The organism is Paenibacillus glycanilyticus, assembly GCF_023715145.1.
Classification (GTDB): domain Bacteria; phylum Bacillota; class Bacilli; order Paenibacillales; family Paenibacillaceae; genus Pristimantibacillus; species Pristimantibacillus glycanilyticus_A.
On the sequence record NZ_JAMBNP010000001.1, the window covers coordinates 17,062 to 34,914 of the forward strand.

The following is a 17,853-nucleotide window of genomic DNA, read 5'->3' on the forward strand; positions in this document are numbered from 1 at the left end:
GCTTATGAATAAATTGTTGTTGAGGTTACTCAACTAAAGGGCAGATTAAAGAAACTTTCGTTAGATAAAACCGTCATAAATATTGGTTTAATAAACTGTTGATTCCAATTAAACAAGGGGGTTCTTAATGAGGAGATTTTATTTATTAAGTTTATTATTTATGATTGTTCTATCGGGATGTGAAACAAGTATTAAACCAACACCTACACCATCCTTTAACCTTTCATACATGCATTCTAAAGAAGAAGGTAAATATTATCTCGTTGCATTAGGAACCAATGAAGAACAAGATCTTGAACTTCAACAAGTATTTGATCAGAATAAAGAAAGAATATCTGGTTATTATCAAAACGGAACACCAAATGATGTTGAGCTAAGGACCTTAAACATACATGAATTTCCTGTTTATATTATATTCGATACAGAAAAAGAGATATTTCGAACTGATAATTTGGTTGAGCTAAATCAATATCTTCATGATAAGGCTAAGTGATACCAGGTATTGGTCATTGATTACCCTAACGAGGGTACTCTCATCTTAGGGAGATGGATGGAGAGGAATCGTAACCAATGAGACAAATGCTGCTGAGGCTTGTTATTTTGATTTTGCTTGCTGGATGCGGCGGAGGTGGGAATGATGAATCATCCCAAGTCTATAATTTTTTGAAAAACAACGGGTATGAACACATAAAGCAGCAAGGCAATTGTGTGCAATATTTATTGAACAAGAAAGTGCTAACTCGAAATGCCAGATATGATCGAATGGGGACTGATGGAGGACATTGATCCAGCCGATTATATCGGCAAAGATGACAAAAAAACTGACTGGATGTTAAACTACCAAAGAACGATAGCTGAGTAAACCCACGAAGGCAGCCGGTCCACGAACGGCTGCCTTTGTTGAACTGGCAGGATAACGGCAGGCCAGTGGGGCGGCTTCTTTGTGTTGATTGTAAACGCATGGAAATAGTATTATACTTATACCTAGATAACCGATACATAGATAACCAATAGGTGAGGAGGAAGTCTAGCTATGAGAATCAATAAGGAGCTCATGAAGGGCAGCACGGTCATTCTGATTCTGAAGTTGCTGGACAGTAAGGATTTGTATGGCTATGAAATGATGAAGCTGATTGAGCAGAAATCGGAAGGTCTGTTCACGTTTAAGGAAGGGACGCTATACCCGATTCTGCATACGCTTGAGGTGGAACGGCTTGTCGTCGCTTATTGGCACGAGGAGGGTGGACGCAAGCGCAAGTATTACCAGATCACGGAAGAAGGGCGCAGGCAGCTCGGAGAGAAAGAGCTGGAGTGGTCGCTGTTCAGCTCCACGGTATCGCGGATAATCGGGGAGGGAAGCGCATGAGCGGCAGCGGAATGGAGCAGCGTCCGGTGGTCCAAGCGTTTCTCGAGCGGATGTGCGCGCAGGTCAGGGCTAAGAACGTGCATGAGGACATTCGGCTGGAGATGCTCGATCATCTGGAGGCTATTGTCTACGAGAAAATGGACGGAGGAATGGAAGAGAATGAGGCGATCGAAGCCGCCATTGGGCAGATGGGCGATCCGGATACGGTGGGCAGGCAACTGGACGCCACGCATAAGCCAAAACCGGAGTGGATCGTCATTGGACTCGTCGTTGGCATGCTTGGGATCGGGGCGGTAACGTTATTATCGCTGTATTATGCGATGGACGGGCAGCTTAGCATCGAGCGAAAAATGTTGTTCGTGTTGGCGGGAATAAGCGTGATGGGCGGGTTGTATTTCGTCAATTACCAGAGGTTGCTGGATTACTCTAATTTCCTGTATGGAGGAGCGCTGGCGATAATGGCCGCACCGCATTGGCAGGGTGTGGGCGTGAACGGAGCTAAGCAGTGGATTTACGTGGGTGCATTCTCACTCAATGTTTGCGCGATTGCCCCTTATCTGCTAATCGCTGCTACGGCAGGCATGCTACACCGAGATACGTTAAAGCGACCTGTTGAGGGGAACGATATTGAGCGGTTTAAAAAGCTGGTTAAGGACATTGCTGTCTACATGGTCGTGCCTTCAGGTTTCTTCATTGCGGCTCCGGCGCTTGGGAATCTCCTGACGTATCTTGTCGGCGTAACGGTTCTGTTGCTTATGAAGGGAAGATGGCGGTTTTTACTTGCAGCCTGCTGCTCCATGGGTGCGCTGGTGTTAATCTTGCAGTCGTTTTATAATCAAGATTTGTTGTTGAGATTATGGGAACGGTATTCGACTTTTCTCGATCGCAGCGAAATGAGTTCATTTCATACTCTCCGCTCGATGGAAGCGATTCACGACGGAGGCCTGTGGGGACAAGGGTTTGGTATAGTCACAAAGCGGTTGCCTCTTATTACAAGCGAAATGACGTATTCTTACCTAGTGTACAGCCTTGGCTGGCTTTTCGGCATCGTTATCGCTTTATTATCTCTGCTGTTCCTGTTTCGCATCGCGAAGATGGGCATGCGGCTGCAAGATGGTTACGCAAAAGGGATTGTCATCGGATTAACAACGGTGCTTGGGTTTCAATATGCGTGGAGTCTGCTGATGTCCGTTGGTCTGATGCCCATCCTCGGTGGCATGCAGATGCCGATCATGAATTGGTCGAGCATCACGCTTATCGAGCTAGGAGCGGTTGGGCTGATGCTTGGCGCCTACCGGCGTAAAGATATGCTGAGGCGTACGGATACGCAGTCCGTGGGAATCTGATCTCCCGCTCATAACGAAGCACATATGACAAAACACATCTGGTCTGTTCCAGACCGGTATAATTATGGAATTAACAGCAAGTTGTGATTACGCTAGCGGGTAACATTAGCATTCAATACACAACGACGGGAAACATTAGTTTAAAACAAAGACCGGCAGCAGATTAGAGATCCGCTGCTGATCTTTTATTAAAGTAAAGGGCAGGATAGTGGAAAAAACTGTTGTTATTTCCTCTGATGAATCAACATGTTATATTGGACTAAGTATTTACAGGAGATGCATAGAGAAGGGGAATCATTTGAAAATAAAACTTATTATAGCCATTCCATTAATTTTAGTAACTGCAATCGTAGGTTTTTTTACATTGCCTTGGTTGTTTATATTTATATTTGGACAATTGGAACCAAATCCCCCGAAACCCGAAAACACATATGGTGAATTTCCATTTCGCTTAGTTTATGTGATTGATGGGGAAATGAAAGTAATCGAAGATACTTTGATTTGTGAATTTAATGGTTTTGGTTGGGATGAAGGGAATGGAAAACACATTAAATGGGAAGCACGCTTAGCCAATGGAAATAAGCTTGCATCATTTTTATTTACTGAAGATTATCAATATGGAGTTAAATTATTTGATGGTTTCATTAAAGGTCAAGGCGGTACGAGTATTATTTTTGACATAGGGAATCCCCAATATTATTTGGGGTATAAGAATTACACAGATTACAGTCCTGGTCGTGTAAGTATTTCAAGTCCACTTGCCACTGGGGTAATCAATGAAGATGAATTGTCGAATAAATACAACATCAAAATAATTGAAATGAAGTTTTCTCAGCCATTGGTTGGGAATGGGATATCAGATGATGACTCATCACCGCATAGAGATACTGATACTGCTCGATTATCAGTGAAGGGTGTTACGGTGACCCCACAAGAATCAAATTATCCTTCTAAAACGAAGCAAATTGTTTTTATATTGAAAAACAATACAGACAAACAATTATTATGTGAACAGAGCTTTTATATTCAAAAGAAAATTAATGGTAAATGGGAAGATGTATATAGTGAAGTGGCAATTGGTTTTTCGCAAGAACAGATAAGCTTAGAGCCTCATACTCAAATCACACGCATTTACGATATTAGTAAATATACAAATGACATTCCTATCGGGCAATATAGGGTAATTTCCCCGGTGCTTGTTCCCGTGAAGAAAAACACTTACGATGTTGAGTCATTAAGTGGAGAATTCACAATAGAAGGTTAAGCTAACGGCGAACGTTAGTGAAATAAATATTTATCAGAACGGAGGACAGTTTGATGCTATTCTCTTACGATTTAGAATCTGTCGGCTGGGCAAGTGTACAGCTGGAAATTAATAGTCAACGACTTTTTATTAATCCCAGCTATCTTTCTGAACCACTAATTGATCTAATGAATGGCGTTATGTCTCTTCTGCCTGAATGTGTACCAGAAGATGAAGTTAAGAAACAATCTGTATTTGAGTGGGATTCGGAACCAGCGATACATAAGTGGATTCTCACCAGGCAGAGTGACACTAACCTAGGTATAAAAGTATGGCTTTATAAGGATGGTAAAATTGGCGAAGAGGGTAAGGTTGTTTTTGATCAAGTATGTGCATTGAATGATTTCATAAACCTATTGGTTGTTTCTCTCGAAAATATGCTTTGCAAATATGGAATTGTTGGATATAAGGCAAATTGGCTTGCTGCTGATTTTCCTCTAAGTGGTTACTTGAAATTAAAGTTTTACGTCAAACAGAAATGTGCGTTTCCTATTCAGCAATTAAACAAAGAAGAATGGAATGAATATTGGCATAGTAACCTTGATCAAGAATTTGAGATGTTGAAAAATTTATTGAGCTAACGGGAGACGTTAGTTCAGCCATACAGGAGCAGTTTGTCTGACACATCAAAGTGCGAAACGGTTTTCTAAGAGGAGAATTAATATGAAGTATGCATGTCCCTGTTGTGGTTATAAGACTTTGGACTATGAACCACCAGGCACCTATGATATTTGTGATATTTGTTTTTGGGAGGATGATGGTGTTCAATATAACGACCCCGATTATGAAGGTGGTGCGAATATCGAATCATTAAGACAATATCAAAAATCCTATTTACTGGGACGTGTTAATCGTAAGCCAACCGCTAACGACGAACAAGATGAGAATTGGAAACCGTTCCCCGAGAATTAACAAGTCGTTACGCTAACTGGGAACATTAGCTCAAGAAAGACACTACGGCAGCTCATACATGATGAGCTGCCGTTTTCTCATCTAACGGGCAGAATTGATTATTTTGGGGTTGTTAAAGCGGTATGATTGGGAATAATACACCTAATTAACATTAGGTGGGATAACATGAGAAGATTTTTAGTATCTTTTATTGCAATGATGTTCTTTTCTAGCACGGGGGTTCAAGCAGAAGTAAGGCCTTCTCAAGCGTTAACGTACCATAAGTTGGACGCAACAACACAAGACAAAGTCAAGAATAATGCTGCATTTAAATTACTTGTACCTAAAAGCATCCCTAACGAATGGACGGTAGAGCTTAAATATCCCTATCCGCTTGACACCACTAAGCCAATTCAAAGAATCATATTAAACTACTTTGATAAGGAAGAAAACTTTATGTTTGGATTAGAGCAGCACAATGCTGTCGGATACATAATGAAAAAAGAAGTAATAAATATTGATGCTCGTACAAACAAAAGTTCAAGGACGATTGTCGAAGAAGAATTCAAATTTGATACAAGTGGTGAAAGATTAGATATTAGTGGTATTGAAGCTCGGTTTACTCCATGGGCAGATAAAACACCAGGCGGATACTTAAGATGGGTGCAGGATGGTACCTATATTGAGATGTTAAGTTATTTACCCGAAAAGAATATGCTAAAGATAGCTCAATCGGTAAAATAACAAGGGTCCACGTATTCAACTACCGGCGAACAATAGTTCAATAAACGACGAAGATGAAGCAGCCGGTTTCGAACGGCTACTTCATTACATTAATGGGGATTTGTTGCAACCAAAACCTATAGTTCAAAGTATGTATGGTAGGATTATAATAATCGGATCAAAGTGGAGCCGGAGAGGTATGAACAAATGATAAATACAATTATAAATCTGTGTGAAAAGCTTACTGAAAAGGAAATGAAAATGGTAAGCGATGCATTATCAAAGGTATTCGAAAGAAGGATCCAAAGTTTAATTCCAGAACTTCAAACATTCACCCAGGATGAATTAGTTGTTACCAGTAATGTAATAAGTGGACTGATTCTTACTAAGGAGAATGTACCAGACATTATAGAAGTTTACGAACAATCAAAAAGCACTGATCTACCCAATAAAATTTCCTTTGGTCGGATGACAAAAAATTAAACTACCATGAAAGAACGGATTATCTTTGATGCTCTGTGGTGCAAATGTCAGATGCATGAATGGACGGGAGACGATAGTTGAACAATGGAACAGGAAGAAGCTGCCGGCGCTGATCGGCAGCTTTATTACGTTAACGGGCAGGATAATTGAACAACTGGATAGAACTGTACTGATGGCATATGCCTCTACGGATTGATGTGCTGGATGATTACTAGAGAAACATCATATGTGTGGAAGGAGTAGCTTGACGGATGGATCAGCAGATGGTTGATAAATTAGAAGCCTACATCGAAGGACAAGTAGGTGTAGATGGATTTAACGGAACTGTTCTTGTATCGCAATCAGGTAGATGTTTACTCAGTAAAGGATGGGGATTCGCAAATCGTGAACATCTGGCTCTGAATCATTCTGAGACAAAATTTCGAATCGGATCAATCAGCAAGCTATTCACGGCAGCAGGGATCTTGTTGCTTCAAGAACAAGGGAAATTATCTGTCAATGATAAGCTAAACAGGTTTATTAGTGACTATCCAAACGGTGACAAAATTACGATACATCATCTGCTTACACACACTTCAGGCATACCTAATTTCACCAACTTTATAGAATACAGATCAATTTCACGTTTGTTTTCTCCGCCTGAATCGACTCTAACTCAGTTTAAAACATTACCACTCGATTTTGATCCGGGGGATAGATTTTTTTACAGCAATTCGGGATACATTTTGCTTGCACGAATTGTAGAACTCATAAGTGAAGCAAACTTTAGCGACTTTCTTGATAACTCCATTTTTAAACCATTAGAAATGCATAATACGGGAAATGACTGTTACGATACTGTGCTGCCTCATCGTGCCTCCGGTTATAAAGTTTGGGGGGATTATGTACATGCTGACTTTATTGATATGTCCATTATGACTGGTGCTGGCGGGCTTTATTCTACGGTTGAAGATCTATTTCTGTGGGATAAAGCTTTTTATTCAGGTGCAATTCTGTCTGAATCATCGCGAAAATCCATGATGACACCACATGTACTCGTTAATGGTACTACCAGCTACGGATATGGGTTGAACATCTCAAATAATGTCTTATTTAAAAATTCACTCCAGACACATAAGATGATTGGGCTTAGCGGAGGAATTGATGGTTTTATGTGCGAGTATCAGAGATTTATAAATGATGATTTGATGATCGTTGTCATGAGCAATGTCCATCCCTCGCAACCGGCAGTTATCTTAAATGATTTGGCACGTATTGTACTAGGAGAGTATGTTCCTATAGTACAGAAACCTCAATTCATTTCAGTGGATTATACGTTATATCCTATTTATTCGGGTAGATACTCAACAAGCAATAAAAAATTCAATCCAGTGATTACCGTAGAGGGTGGAAATTTATATATATCGTATGAACCATGGTATAAATACGAACTTAAACCCATTAAACAATTGGGAAATGACAGGACGAGCCTTTTCAGAACTGTAGGAGCAGCTGGGGAACTTACGTTTTTTCATGATGAGTTTGGCAGAGTGAGCAAAGGAGAATTCAATTTGTTTGAAAAAGTAATAAATTTATTGCCCGATTGAGTAGTTCAGACTATTAATTTGGTTGACGGATTAAGCTAACGGATAACTTTAGTTGAATAAGAAAAGGGTAGCTAATCAGCTGCAATTTGTCATTAATCCTTGCATGATATACTAATGTAGTTTAGTTCTAATATGTCCATTTAGTTTCCCCCACACATATTCTATGGATTCCACCGCCGTTTACTGCGGGTCCTACGAAACTTAGTACTGCTTCTCACATGAACTTCCTGATACACTCGAAGAAACTGTAGGAGTAACTCGTGGGGGGATTATTTTGACTCAGGCAGACGTAACTCAGATGCTTGTTCGCAAACTAGTAGCCGCTTATTTTACTTCTTGGGCAATTTCCCTTTGGTTGTCCTTTCCTAACATAGTTTTTAGAGGAGCCAACTGGAACGCAGCAGATTATTTGCTTTCGGTTCAAGTGATTGCTTTGTACGCAAGTCCCGTCATCTTTATTTATGGAGTCCTAGTTTCTTCAATCCTTGAAGCAATAGCTGTGAGGTTAAAGGTAAAAGGTCTGGTTGCGGTATTAGTATCCGGTTTACTCCATGTCACTTTTGGTCATTGTTTTGGCCTTCTGATTCATTCTCCACAATTAAGCCTCATTGGGGGAGTCGCGTCGTTCCTTTTCTTCAGTTTAGATTTACTCATCGTTCGTTACATCCTAAGTCTTAGATTAAAGACAGGATTAATTTTCTTCGCCTTGCCTATTTTTTCTTTAGTGCTTATTGCGGGTACTATCAATGCGATATCGCCTCCGTCGCCTCCGATGCCCCCATTTTCGGCAGATGATGCTTTACATTTTGCCACAGCCGGTAAAGGCACATCTATTGACGTTTTCCCTAAGGAAGAGGGAAAAGTTAAGCTGAAAATTGAAAACTATTACATTGAGAGGGAAACGAAAGTTGAGAAATCCTCTCGAAAGGATACTTATAATGTGGTATTCACCGAACGTTGGCGTAAAGGTGAAGAGAATGGTCAATATCAGATGGTTTATGAGGTCAGTAGAGGGAGCATGGAGCTCAAAAGAAGCACTCGACCGAAACCTCCGTATTTGTGATTTAACTATAGCCAGCCCAGTAATGATTGTTACTTAATCGGCTTAGAGTAGCGCTTAGCAGCTTCGCTTTCGCAACTAAGGTTCAGATGCCCTCTACAATACGTTTTGAACTTACGCGCGTTGAACTATCGGGAGACGATAGCACAACACTTCGGTAAGGAAAGGATATATCCCCTTACCGAAAGAGAAGTGAGGATTTTACGGTATGAAAGGATGAAAGATTCTTGGCTATTACCAATTTAGATATAATTGATTTCATATCCATACAGTCGTCCTCGAACACAACAAGACTTACAATAGTCGATGATTTGGACTGGTCGGATGTTGAAACTCATATGAGTTTGATCCAGGGGAAAGTGTATCGTTATCTGGATTTTGTGGAGAGCGGAGAAATGGACCAACAGTATCCTAAGTATTCCAACCGTCCAATCGAAATAACGATAAGCGCTGAATATACGATTCCTGAGATCTGTATGGATCTAATGAAAAATTTGCAAGACTATTTGTTGACAGAGTATGAAATTAAGCTAGTCTGGTTGCGTAATAATGTCGGTTGATTCAGGTCCTGCAGTTAAGTATTAGGGCCTTCATCTCTCGGGCGGTTGAGTAATTTCGGGTTTACACTAACGAGGAACTTTAGGGTTTATCGAGCGTGCATTCTAGACAATTATCTCAGTGTTACCAACCACTAACCAAGAGCAAGGACAATTCAAGCAACGCAAGTCTTAAGGCCTTCCCCTTTTTTGTTCTCTGTTGTAAATTTTTAGTCACTAGAAATCAAGGGCTGTGGAGAGATGAGAAGACTGAGTATCGAACCTTATTAAAACAATGAAACTGGATCTGTCTAAACTCCGTAAACATACAATTTGAAAGGGAGGGGAGTATTTGGTCGTGAAATAAAAGATACACCATCATTCTAAAAGCGGTGATGGTGTATCATTGTTCTTGAAACCAACTATGAATTAAAATATTTAGCTTACGCAGATCCTTGACTTTCATAAGCGCAAGACTTTGAAATAATTGATTCAGGATTTTATCCTTCTCTGTTTGATCGGGTCTAACGAACTTACCAAATAGAAATAAATCAAAAAACGAAACATCGAGCGCTGCTGCTATTTTTTCTAGATTAACGATCGTAACATTTTTCTCTGCTCGTTCAATTTTACCAATATATGAAAAGTGTACGCCGGCCATCTCACCTAGTTGTTCCTGAGATAACCCGCGTTGTTTTCGAAGATCTCTTATCCTCTGACCGATGATTACTAGCACATTATTATCCATCATTACACCTCAAATATAGAGTACTCAAAGGCTTAATGTGGCAACATGCACATACAGGTCTCATTTTCATATTTTGAGACCTGTAGGTATTATTTTTTGTGTTTCTGATCAAAATGATTGATGAGGTGATAAAAATGGATAGTCAACAGAAATATGAATTGGGTTTGGCGACTGTGTCCAACAGAGGGGTACTATTTAATGGTCTGGTCTACACTTGTTCAAATATGATCAAACAAAAGTGGTTCGAGCATGCCACAAAAGGTGAGTGGAAGGTTATCATTTTGCACGATCCTCAAAATCCTACTGACATATTATTGTTTGAAATTCAAGCAATTGAAATTGCTACAACTGTTCAAGCTCCGTTAGTAGATGATCAAACTCTTCAATATCAAAGTGCAATTAGAGCATTGAAAGAGCAGCTTAGTCGAGCAAAAGGAGGGATAGAAACTTAAGTCTATTCTTTCATATTGTTTGGCAGAATTTTATGAATAGAAACATCAAGTACAAAACAGATTTCATAAATTGCATGTAGTGAAATATTTTGCTGACCGTTTTCTACAAATGAAATCGATGGTCTAGAAAGACTTACTCGATCACTCAAGTCCTCCTGGGTAAATCCTTTTCTTCTCCGCGCTTCCCTAATACGCCTCCCTATTTCGGTATATAACCTTGCTTCATTTCTCCAATCAACATGGTCAAAAACCGCTTTTTTATTCATCTCGAAGTTCTCCTCTTAGAATCTATTTATTTCTACTAGTATTCCCAACGTATTCGAATTCTAGAACTCTATCACAAGCAAAGTGGAAGTGGGGGATTGAATATTCAATTGAAAGTTCAGCTCATTCTCATATATATATTAATAATTTAATTAATATACCACCGTGACTTAATAGAATCTTATCATAGCTTATCGATAGGATTTGTAGCTTTGAATTGCAATAAAACTCTCCAGGAATCAAAAAAAATTGATTTTTTGTTAGCTCTGGCAGAGTGTAACAAAATTCATATTACACTTAAATTAAGAAAATTTTTGTTTTTTGTATTCATTACCAACATTTTGGTTATACATATCATGGAAACGACTTGAAAGGAGGTGAGACTGAATGGACAAGCCCATTGTGATGCCACGCAGTTCTCGTTATGGCAACAATTATTGGAATTCAAAAGGACTCAAGGTCGGCAGAAGGGAGGTGATTTTATACAGCGATTTAGAATATGATCATTGGCTAACTGTTGAGGCCAATTTTAACGTTGAAACATACTGTGAACAAGAGAAAGAGATCAGTTATGTCTTCAACGGTAAAGTGCACACTTCAATACTGGACATGTACATTAGACATTCCGATGGAACAGAGCTATATGTTGAAGTGAAGTACGAATGCGAATTACAGCCATCCCACAAGAACTATGAGCGTACCAGAAGACAGATTGAAGCACAAAGGATATGGTGCGAACAGAAGGGATACCTGTACGAAGTACGAACAGAGAAAACGATTCGCATAAGCAGATTCTATATTGAAAATCTAACTAAAATTGTCATGTCGGTAACTAACTTACCTAAGCCAGCATCATGGGCAGAAATTCTAGATCACATATCAGAATCCAAGCAAACACTAGGGGAGATATGGAAAGAATTGATGTCGACAGTGAATGTTCAGGAACTGCAGACAACATGTCACTGGTTGTTTTACGAGGGGAGAATCGGAGCTGACATCTGCACAAAAATATGGGGAAATGAAATGGAGGTGTGGAAATTATAACAAAGATAATACGTTAAATTTTTACCGGTTTTGGATGGCAACTATAACAGACGAGTACTCCGGTCAAATAGTTTCCTATCTAATATAAGTCGCACCATAGGAGGCAAGAAAACTGACTAGACTAAGGATTACCGAGCAAGAAGGGTTACTGCCAGAGCAAATTAACCCTGAGTTGTGGCCAACTGTTGATGAAACAAATCTAAATGAAAAGGATAAAGAAGTTTACCATCGTCGAAGGGACGCCATTTTAATGCTCTACCAGAAGCGAATGTCCTTCAATGAGATTAAAGATGTGACTGGTGTCGGTGAGCAAAATTTGCGGCGCATGGTGAGACGGTGCATAAGTCCTGATGAAAGCGGCGTCGTTTGGGGCTTTCGGGCGTTAATCCCAAATAAACATGTCAAGGTTTATCGACTAAATCCATTTCATGAGGAACGAAATGAATCTCGTAAAAGCGGTGAGTTCATACAGCTTTTGGATAAACACCCAGATATCAAAGACTTGATCGATGACCTCTATTTGGGCAGAAATAGGAGAGCACTCGAGCCTATTATGAAGCCTAAACATATACATAAAAGATTCATCGATGAATGCAGGAAGAAGGGAATCCCTTTGTCGGATTATCCCTTTAATACAAGACATATGGGCAGTAAGGCACTTCAAAGATATCTGAGACGCTTAGCATATGATCACTTTGTAAGTAGTTCATCTCGTGAAGGACATGATGCGGAACAACGTGCAAAACATACTGGTGTTGGGGAACAAAATCACCCTTCAACCTTAACCCCTTACCAAAAGGTACAGTTCGATGCACATCGTATCGACGGAATGTTTGCCGTTAAGCTAACGACCCCAGATGGAGATGAAATTACACGTCTACTTGATCGTTTCTGGATACTTTGTCTTATTGACGTTGCAACGCGAGCTGTTCTCGGTTACTCGATAAGTCTAATGAAAGAATATAACGCGAGTGATGTCATGCAATGTATTCGCAACGCTGTTTTGCCACGTCAAAAAAAGACGCTAACAATTAGTGGTTTGTCCTACGATTCTGTAGGCGGATTTCCATCAGATGTATTTCCTGATATTGAGTGGGCGATATGGGATGTGATTTGTTTTGATAATGCCAAAGCACATCTCGCTAATTTGGTACAGGACCGATTACACTGCTTGATTGGCTGCTCGATTAATATGGGACCAGTTGATCTACCTATGCGTAGGGGGATAATTGAACGTTTCTTCAAAACGCTCGAAGAAGCTGGTTTCCACAGATTACCTAATACGACCGGTAGTTCTCCAGATGATCCTCGTCGCACTAGCCCTCAGGAGAACGCACTAAAGTGGGAGATCACGTACGACCATTTGAAGGAGCTTATTGATGTAATGATATCAAATTACAACGGTACGCCTCATGGTGGTATTTATCACCAAACTCCACTCGAGCTATTGGGTAAACGAATGGCAAACGGATTGTTGCCTCGACTTCTAAGTGAAGATAAACGGTCGGAGGTGCTCTTTCTGCAAACAACCATAACTAGAGTCGTTCGCGGCTCTTTACAATCTGGGAAACGACCTTATGTGCAGTATGAAGGTGTCGAGTATCGGAGTGACAAGCTCTCTAACTCAAGCCATTTGATCAATGCTGAATTGACATTGCACGTAAATGTTGATGATCTGCGTACTCTAAAGGCATTTCTCCCAGACGGAAGCGAGTTTGGCTATTTAACAGCAGCGGGAAAATGGGCTCTTACCCCTCATACACTTCATATGAGGAAAGCCATCAACCAATTAGTTTTACGTAAATTGATTCACTACACAACCTGGGATGACCCGGTGTTTGCTTATACGAATTATTTGATCACAAAAGCTGCTGAGAAAAAACGTGGTGCAGCAAATAAAATTACGCATGTTAATGAAGTAGTAAATGACAAGCGAAAAAGAGTTAACGAGCCACAAGGACAAACAGAAGCTTTGGAGGTCGCAGAGAAAAGAAATGAAGCGTTAGACAAAGCTCGTGAGCTATCCAACCAAGAACAAGCAGAGATGGAGATAGCAAGATATGAGAATATGCTTGGTAAATTTAAAACTAAATCAATTTAATGGAGGCGAAGACTTATATGCAGAGACCTATGCTGCAAATCGGTACTCACCCAGTTGAACAAGGCCACTATTTGATCCCGACCAAGGAGGTACTCCGGCTCATGGATGCTATGAGCCGGATCGTAAACAATCGCTTACCTGGAATGATCATTTATGGCAGACCGCGGTTGGGGAAAACATCAGCTGTCAAATTCGCCATTGCAAACTTGCCAACCCAAGTGGGAGCACCATTACCTATATTGGTGGCTAATTGTAATGCCTATCGTGTGCCTAGTGAGGAGAAATTCTTCCTGGATATGCTTAATGACTTTAAGTTTCCGTTTCCTGCGAAGCGTAAACCTGCTGAAATGCGCCGTCAAATCGTAAATCTAATGTTAGAGAAAGCAGAGAAGTCTAAGCAACGAAGAATAATCTTAGTGATGGAAGAAGCTCATCGCTTAACTGAGCTCCAGTACAATTGGCTGATGGACATTTACAATGAGTTAGATAGAGAGAAGGTGAGTATGTCCGTAATATCAGTTGGACAGGAGGAACTTCTGGCGAGAAGGACCTTTTTCTTGGAGAATAAGAAATCACAAATTATTGGGAGGTTTATGACACATGAACATCGGTTTTATGGAATCCGATCTATGGATGATATAAAACTGGCGCTTACGTGCTACGACTCTCCGGAGATTTCAGAATATCCCGAGAAAAGCGGATGTAGCTATACCGACTATTTCTTCCCAGATGCCTTTCAACGAGGCGAACGGCTTGCAAAGGAAGCCAAAGCCCTGTATGAGATCTTCACGGATGTTAGAAAGGAGTACGGCTTATCAACCAGTTTCGAGATTCCGATGGAGTATTTTGCCTTTACGGTCGAGAATGCACTAAAGAAGAATGGAGTACATGGTGACCAATGTGATTGGATAAGTAAAAACCAATGGTTAGAAGCAATTCGTTCCTCTGGATACATCGAATCAGAAGTATATATGGCCGTGGCACAAGGAGGCTGAAAATGAACTATGTTTGGAGAAAGGAATGGATCAAGGCGTATGAAACGCCTTGGTCCATTTTCGAAAAGTTGGCATTTTCCAATCGCGTTGAAAGAAATGATATTCTTCGTTTCTTTGGGGGGAATGACGTAAAAAAAATCAAAAATCCTAATATCGGTGATAGCAGAAGGGAGTTAATACAATTAAGCGGTTTTAACACGGATTTGCTAAACAATGTGTTGAATTTTGATTTAATCGGGAATTGCCAACAATCAATCAATTCTCTGATCGAACCTTTTAAAAATTTCCATGAACCACTAGATCAATGGTTCCCTAAGGTTCTTCATTGGTGTCCAGCTTGTTTATCCAAAGGATACCACAGTTGGTTTCATCAATTTATTTTGATAAAAAACTGCCCTTTTCACGGGACAGTACTACATGATTGTTGTCCGAAGTGTGGTGGACATATTCCCTTTCTCCTTAGTGATAAGGGACTTAGCTATCCATTTACGTGTGTCTGCGGCTATTCATTATCAAGTTCAATCTGCTCTGAATGGAAGGTTGTATGGGGTGAACCGGTCGGTGACATTCAGGATTCAACAGTGAAAGCTTTGGTGTCACGTGCAGCACGAACAAACTCCCAGTCACAGTGGCTCTTCATGCTTCAGCACATGACAATCAATCTAATAGCTGAGGAATGTCAACATAGAGCATTTGTGCGCTCTGTGGAAAATAAAGAGAGCGAGCAGTGGGGGGATTCAAAACGATTACAACTCGAATTTAACCATCGAAATAAAGAGGTTTTTAAAGCTGTCGAACGGTTCATAAGAAAGAAGATGTTAAAAAATCATCGTCACTGTATTAACGCTCTACAGTGTTTGTTAAAAGCTGAAGGCGAGGATTTTCCACCAATTTGCCCATATGCTTACGCATACGTATTTTGGAGAACAACCGTTTTAAAATCAAAGAATTTTTATTCAATACCTTGGGGAGACGACATAGATGAAAAAAATGGTATCGCTACTCAAATAATCAGTGATAAATTATCATACCTGAGAAGCAGATTCTGGTCCCATACTAGTGGAGAATACAGAACGCATAATACTCGATTAATTCAGCTTTATTGGATAATGGATAAAATTACAGCTAAATTCTGTTTTAACTTTTTCAGGCAATGGCTTCATCAAGCTGGGAAGGGGGTAAGTGACGTCAAAGTCCCTAGTTGGCAGCACATAGACAAAATGGTCGATAGCAGTTTCCCACTTATGGCATTCAAATATAGTATAGTGCCAAGTGATAATAATTTGATTGAATGCTATTGCATGCCGGAAACGACAAAAAACATTAGATACGAATGTCCGTTTTTAACAAAGGCATCAATTCAAGCATTACGTGAAATGAAATCGCACTCTCCACAAGCTGTGGCTATGAAAATCTATGATAATCCCAACGAACAGAATAAAGAACTACAACGAAATGTCGAAAAGTATGTTAGAAACCTAATGACGTAAGCGCCTCTGACAATGCCCCAAAAAGCTGCCGGTTAGTACCGGCAGCTTTTTATCGTTGTAATGTAGTGAAGAGAGTAAAACCGAATAACTTCTTGTCTTTTATCGATAGTATTTCTTGTCCTCCGACATCATCCGACACATGCCGTCAGGTTATACCTGAAGGTTTTCGTTTATATAGACATATGTATAAAATACGGGTTTTGTGAAAAAGTATTTATGGAAAACCAGAATCACAGTTGATTTCCGTTGAATTCTTAAGTCTCTATATTTTTATACACTCTGGAATTGACTCACTGTAGTTTTCAACCTGGGTTTATTTCTGATCATGTAGTTTTCAACTTGAGTTTATATGCAATTCTGATCCTTATAATTTCTAGCTTAGAATTTTTCTTAATATATCTTAAGTGATTCCAAGCTTCAGCTGCACAAGTTTCTGGTTTAACGTTTAATCCAGTCAAATCTTTTCCTAAATCCGCATTTATTTTTTTATTCAATTCATTTCTAGGATCCGGGATTATTTTGCTTTGTGGAGCTTATTTCAGCTTCAATATGCTCTTTTTTTATTATCAAAATGCAAACGCTTACAATTCTTTTCAAATATCGAGAGGCTGACCCTATTTATTCAAGGTCAGCCTCTTCTTCATTCATCTATCAAGCTTACCAGGCTGAAGCGCCACCGTCTACAGCGTAGTTAACACCTGTGATGTAGGCAGCTCGGTCTGAAGCTAGGAAAGCCGCGAGCTCTACGATCTCCTCAGGTTGACCGAAACGCTTGAGAAGGGTCTTGCTTGTTATCGCATCCCGGGCTGCCTGGTTATTGCCAAGGTCACGGTCACTGGCCGGGGTAAGAACCGGTCCGGAACTGATTGTCACCGCACGGATTCCATGACGTGCGCCTTCAAGAGCAAGCTGACGTGTCATGCCGATGACACCGGCTTTTGCCGCACAGTGCGCGACCATTGGCGGAGTCTCGCCAGCGATCATCCCGGCCACGGACGCGATGTTGATAATGACGCCTCCACCGCGATTGACCAGATGTGGCCATGCATACTTGGACATAAAGAATGGAATATCGAGTTCGCCGGCGATAGTAATCCGCCAGTCATCAATAGAGAAATCGGGCATTGGACCAAATCGTTGCATGGCTGCATTATTATAAAGCACATCGAGTCCGCCGTAAGCGGCAACTGCTTCCTCAACTAGTTTCTTCGCTTGTTCGGGGTCAGTCAGATTGATCGGCGCGATGCCCGTCATCTCACCGCCGGCGTTCTTTACGAGTTCGACCGTTTCGTTATTGGCATCGGAGTTGATGTCGCATCCGATAACCTTTGCTCCTTCACGCGCAAAGGTCAGAGCAGCAACGCGTCCCATACCGCCCCCTGTGCCAGTAATCAGTACGATCTTGTTATCAAGTATGCCCTTTGAAGTTTCGCTGTTCATGATGTTCCTCCTCGGCTTGTCCGTG

Annotated in this window: 21 protein-coding genes; 18 read left to right on the forward strand and 3 right to left on the reverse strand. The window is 40.6% G+C overall.

Translation table 11 applies throughout. The annotated features are described in order from the left end of the window. Positions 1-127 precede the first annotated feature (127 nt). The 13 genes from M3194_RS00100 (at position 128) to M3194_RS31565 (ending at position 9,318) form a co-directional block, all read left to right on the forward strand. On the forward strand, positions 128-493 hold the full coding sequence (locus M3194_RS00100; RefSeq protein WP_251650973.1) for a hypothetical protein: 366 nt from the start codon (positions 128-130) through the stop codon (positions 491-493). A gap of 77 nt (positions 494-570) precedes the next feature. Next, positions 571-786 carry a hypothetical protein gene (locus tag M3194_RS00105; RefSeq protein WP_251650974.1) on the forward strand — a complete coding sequence of 72 codons (216 nt, stop codon included), beginning with the start codon at positions 571-573 and terminating at the stop codon, positions 784-786. A gap of 247 nt (positions 787-1,033) precedes the next feature. Next, on the forward strand, positions 1,034-1,366 hold the full coding sequence (locus tag M3194_RS00110) for a PadR family transcriptional regulator (protein WP_251650975.1): 333 nt from the start codon (positions 1,034-1,036) through the stop codon (positions 1,364-1,366). Further along, on the forward strand, positions 1,363-2,712 hold the full coding sequence (locus M3194_RS00115) for an FtsW/RodA/SpoVE family cell cycle protein (protein WP_251650976.1): 1,350 nt from the start codon (positions 1,363-1,365) through the stop codon (positions 2,710-2,712). The genes M3194_RS00110 and M3194_RS00115 overlap by 4 nt, the downstream gene beginning before the upstream one ends. 298 nt (positions 2,713-3,010) lie before the next feature. Continuing rightward, positions 3,011-3,976 (forward strand): immunoglobulin-like domain-containing protein, encoded by a 966-nt coding sequence (locus tag M3194_RS00120; RefSeq protein WP_251650977.1) that lies wholly within the window; start codon positions 3,011-3,013, stop codon positions 3,974-3,976. A 53-nt stretch (positions 3,977-4,029) separates the two neighbouring features. Continuing rightward, the gene (locus M3194_RS00125; protein ID WP_251650978.1) at positions 4,030-4,596 is read left to right on the forward strand and encodes a hypothetical protein; all 567 of its coding nucleotides are present in this window, start codon (positions 4,030-4,032) and stop codon (positions 4,594-4,596) included. An 82-nt stretch (positions 4,597-4,678) separates the two neighbouring features. Beyond that, positions 4,679-4,927, forward strand: a complete 249-nt coding sequence (locus M3194_RS00130; RefSeq protein ID WP_251650980.1) for a CPCC family cysteine-rich protein — start codon at positions 4,679-4,681, stop codon at positions 4,925-4,927. 165 nt (positions 4,928-5,092) lie between these two features. Beyond that, a complete protein-coding gene (locus tag M3194_RS00135) occupies positions 5,093-5,650 on the forward strand; it encodes a DUF4367 domain-containing protein (protein WP_251650981.1) in 558 nt (185 codons plus the stop codon). A gap of 186 nt (positions 5,651-5,836) precedes the next feature. Continuing rightward, positions 5,837-6,112 (forward strand): hypothetical protein, encoded by a 276-nt coding sequence (locus M3194_RS00140; protein ID WP_251650982.1) that lies wholly within the window; start codon positions 5,837-5,839, stop codon positions 6,110-6,112. 55 nt (positions 6,113-6,167) lie between these two features. Next, a complete protein-coding gene (locus tag M3194_RS00145) occupies positions 6,168-6,308 on the forward strand; it encodes a hypothetical protein (RefSeq protein WP_251650984.1) in 141 nt (46 codons plus the stop codon). 55 nt (positions 6,309-6,363) lie between these two features. Next, a complete protein-coding gene (locus tag M3194_RS00150; protein ID WP_251650985.1) occupies positions 6,364-7,698 on the forward strand; it encodes a serine hydrolase domain-containing protein in 1,335 nt (444 codons plus the stop codon). A gap of 274 nt (positions 7,699-7,972) precedes the next feature. After that, positions 7,973-8,761, forward strand: coding sequence for a hypothetical protein (locus M3194_RS00155; protein ID WP_251650987.1), 789 nt, complete (start codon positions 7,973-7,975; stop codon positions 8,759-8,761). 224 nt (positions 8,762-8,985) lie between these two features. Beyond that, complete coding sequence (locus M3194_RS31565) at positions 8,986-9,318, forward strand: DUF6572 domain-containing protein (protein WP_397334255.1); 333 nt, start codon at positions 8,986-8,988, stop codon at positions 9,316-9,318. A gap of 379 nt (positions 9,319-9,697) precedes the next feature. Here M3194_RS31565 and M3194_RS00160 read toward each other — a convergent pair whose 3' ends face one another. Then, positions 9,698-10,045 (reverse strand): helix-turn-helix domain-containing protein, encoded by a 348-nt coding sequence (locus M3194_RS00160; protein ID WP_251650988.1) that lies wholly within the window; start codon positions 10,043-10,045, stop codon positions 9,698-9,700. A gap of 131 nt (positions 10,046-10,176) precedes the next feature. Here M3194_RS00160 and M3194_RS00165 point away from each other — a divergent pair, with 131 nt between their 5' ends. Beyond that, on the forward strand, positions 10,177-10,494 hold the full coding sequence (locus tag M3194_RS00165) for a Mu transposase C-terminal domain-containing protein (protein WP_251650989.1): 318 nt from the start codon (positions 10,177-10,179) through the stop codon (positions 10,492-10,494). 2 nt (positions 10,495-10,496) lie between these two features. Here the strand turns inward: M3194_RS00165 and M3194_RS00170 are convergent, their stop codons facing one another. Then, positions 10,497-10,760 carry a helix-turn-helix transcriptional regulator gene (locus M3194_RS00170; RefSeq protein ID WP_251650991.1) on the reverse strand — a complete coding sequence of 88 codons (264 nt, stop codon included), beginning with the start codon at positions 10,758-10,760 and terminating at the stop codon, positions 10,497-10,499. 385 nt (positions 10,761-11,145) lie between these two features. Between M3194_RS00170 and M3194_RS00175 the strand changes: the two genes are divergently transcribed. The 4 genes from M3194_RS00175 (at position 11,146) to M3194_RS00190 (ending at position 16,388) form a co-directional block, all read left to right on the forward strand. After that, the gene (locus tag M3194_RS00175) at positions 11,146-11,802 is read left to right on the forward strand and encodes a TnsA endonuclease N-terminal domain-containing protein (RefSeq protein ID WP_251650992.1); all 657 of its coding nucleotides are present in this window, start codon (positions 11,146-11,148) and stop codon (positions 11,800-11,802) included. A gap of 172 nt (positions 11,803-11,974) precedes the next feature. Then, positions 11,975-13,903, forward strand: coding sequence for a hypothetical protein (locus M3194_RS00180; protein WP_251650993.1), 1,929 nt, complete (start codon positions 11,975-11,977; stop codon positions 13,901-13,903). Between the two features lie 101 nt (positions 13,904-14,004). Further along, positions 14,005-14,898 carry an AAA family ATPase gene (locus M3194_RS00185; RefSeq protein WP_251650995.1) on the forward strand — a complete coding sequence of 298 codons (894 nt, stop codon included), beginning with the start codon at positions 14,005-14,007 and terminating at the stop codon, positions 14,896-14,898. A 2-nt stretch (positions 14,899-14,900) separates the two neighbouring features. Continuing rightward, positions 14,901-16,388 carry a TniQ family protein gene (locus M3194_RS00190; protein ID WP_251650996.1) on the forward strand — a complete coding sequence of 496 codons (1,488 nt, stop codon included), beginning with the start codon at positions 14,901-14,903 and terminating at the stop codon, positions 16,386-16,388. A gap of 657 nt (positions 16,389-17,045) precedes the next feature. Here the strand turns inward: M3194_RS00190 and M3194_RS00195 are convergent. Beyond that, positions 17,046-17,828 (reverse strand): SDR family NAD(P)-dependent oxidoreductase, encoded by a 783-nt coding sequence (locus M3194_RS00195; RefSeq protein ID WP_251650997.1) that lies wholly within the window; start codon positions 17,826-17,828, stop codon positions 17,046-17,048. Between the last annotated feature and the right edge of the window lie 25 nt (positions 17,829-17,853).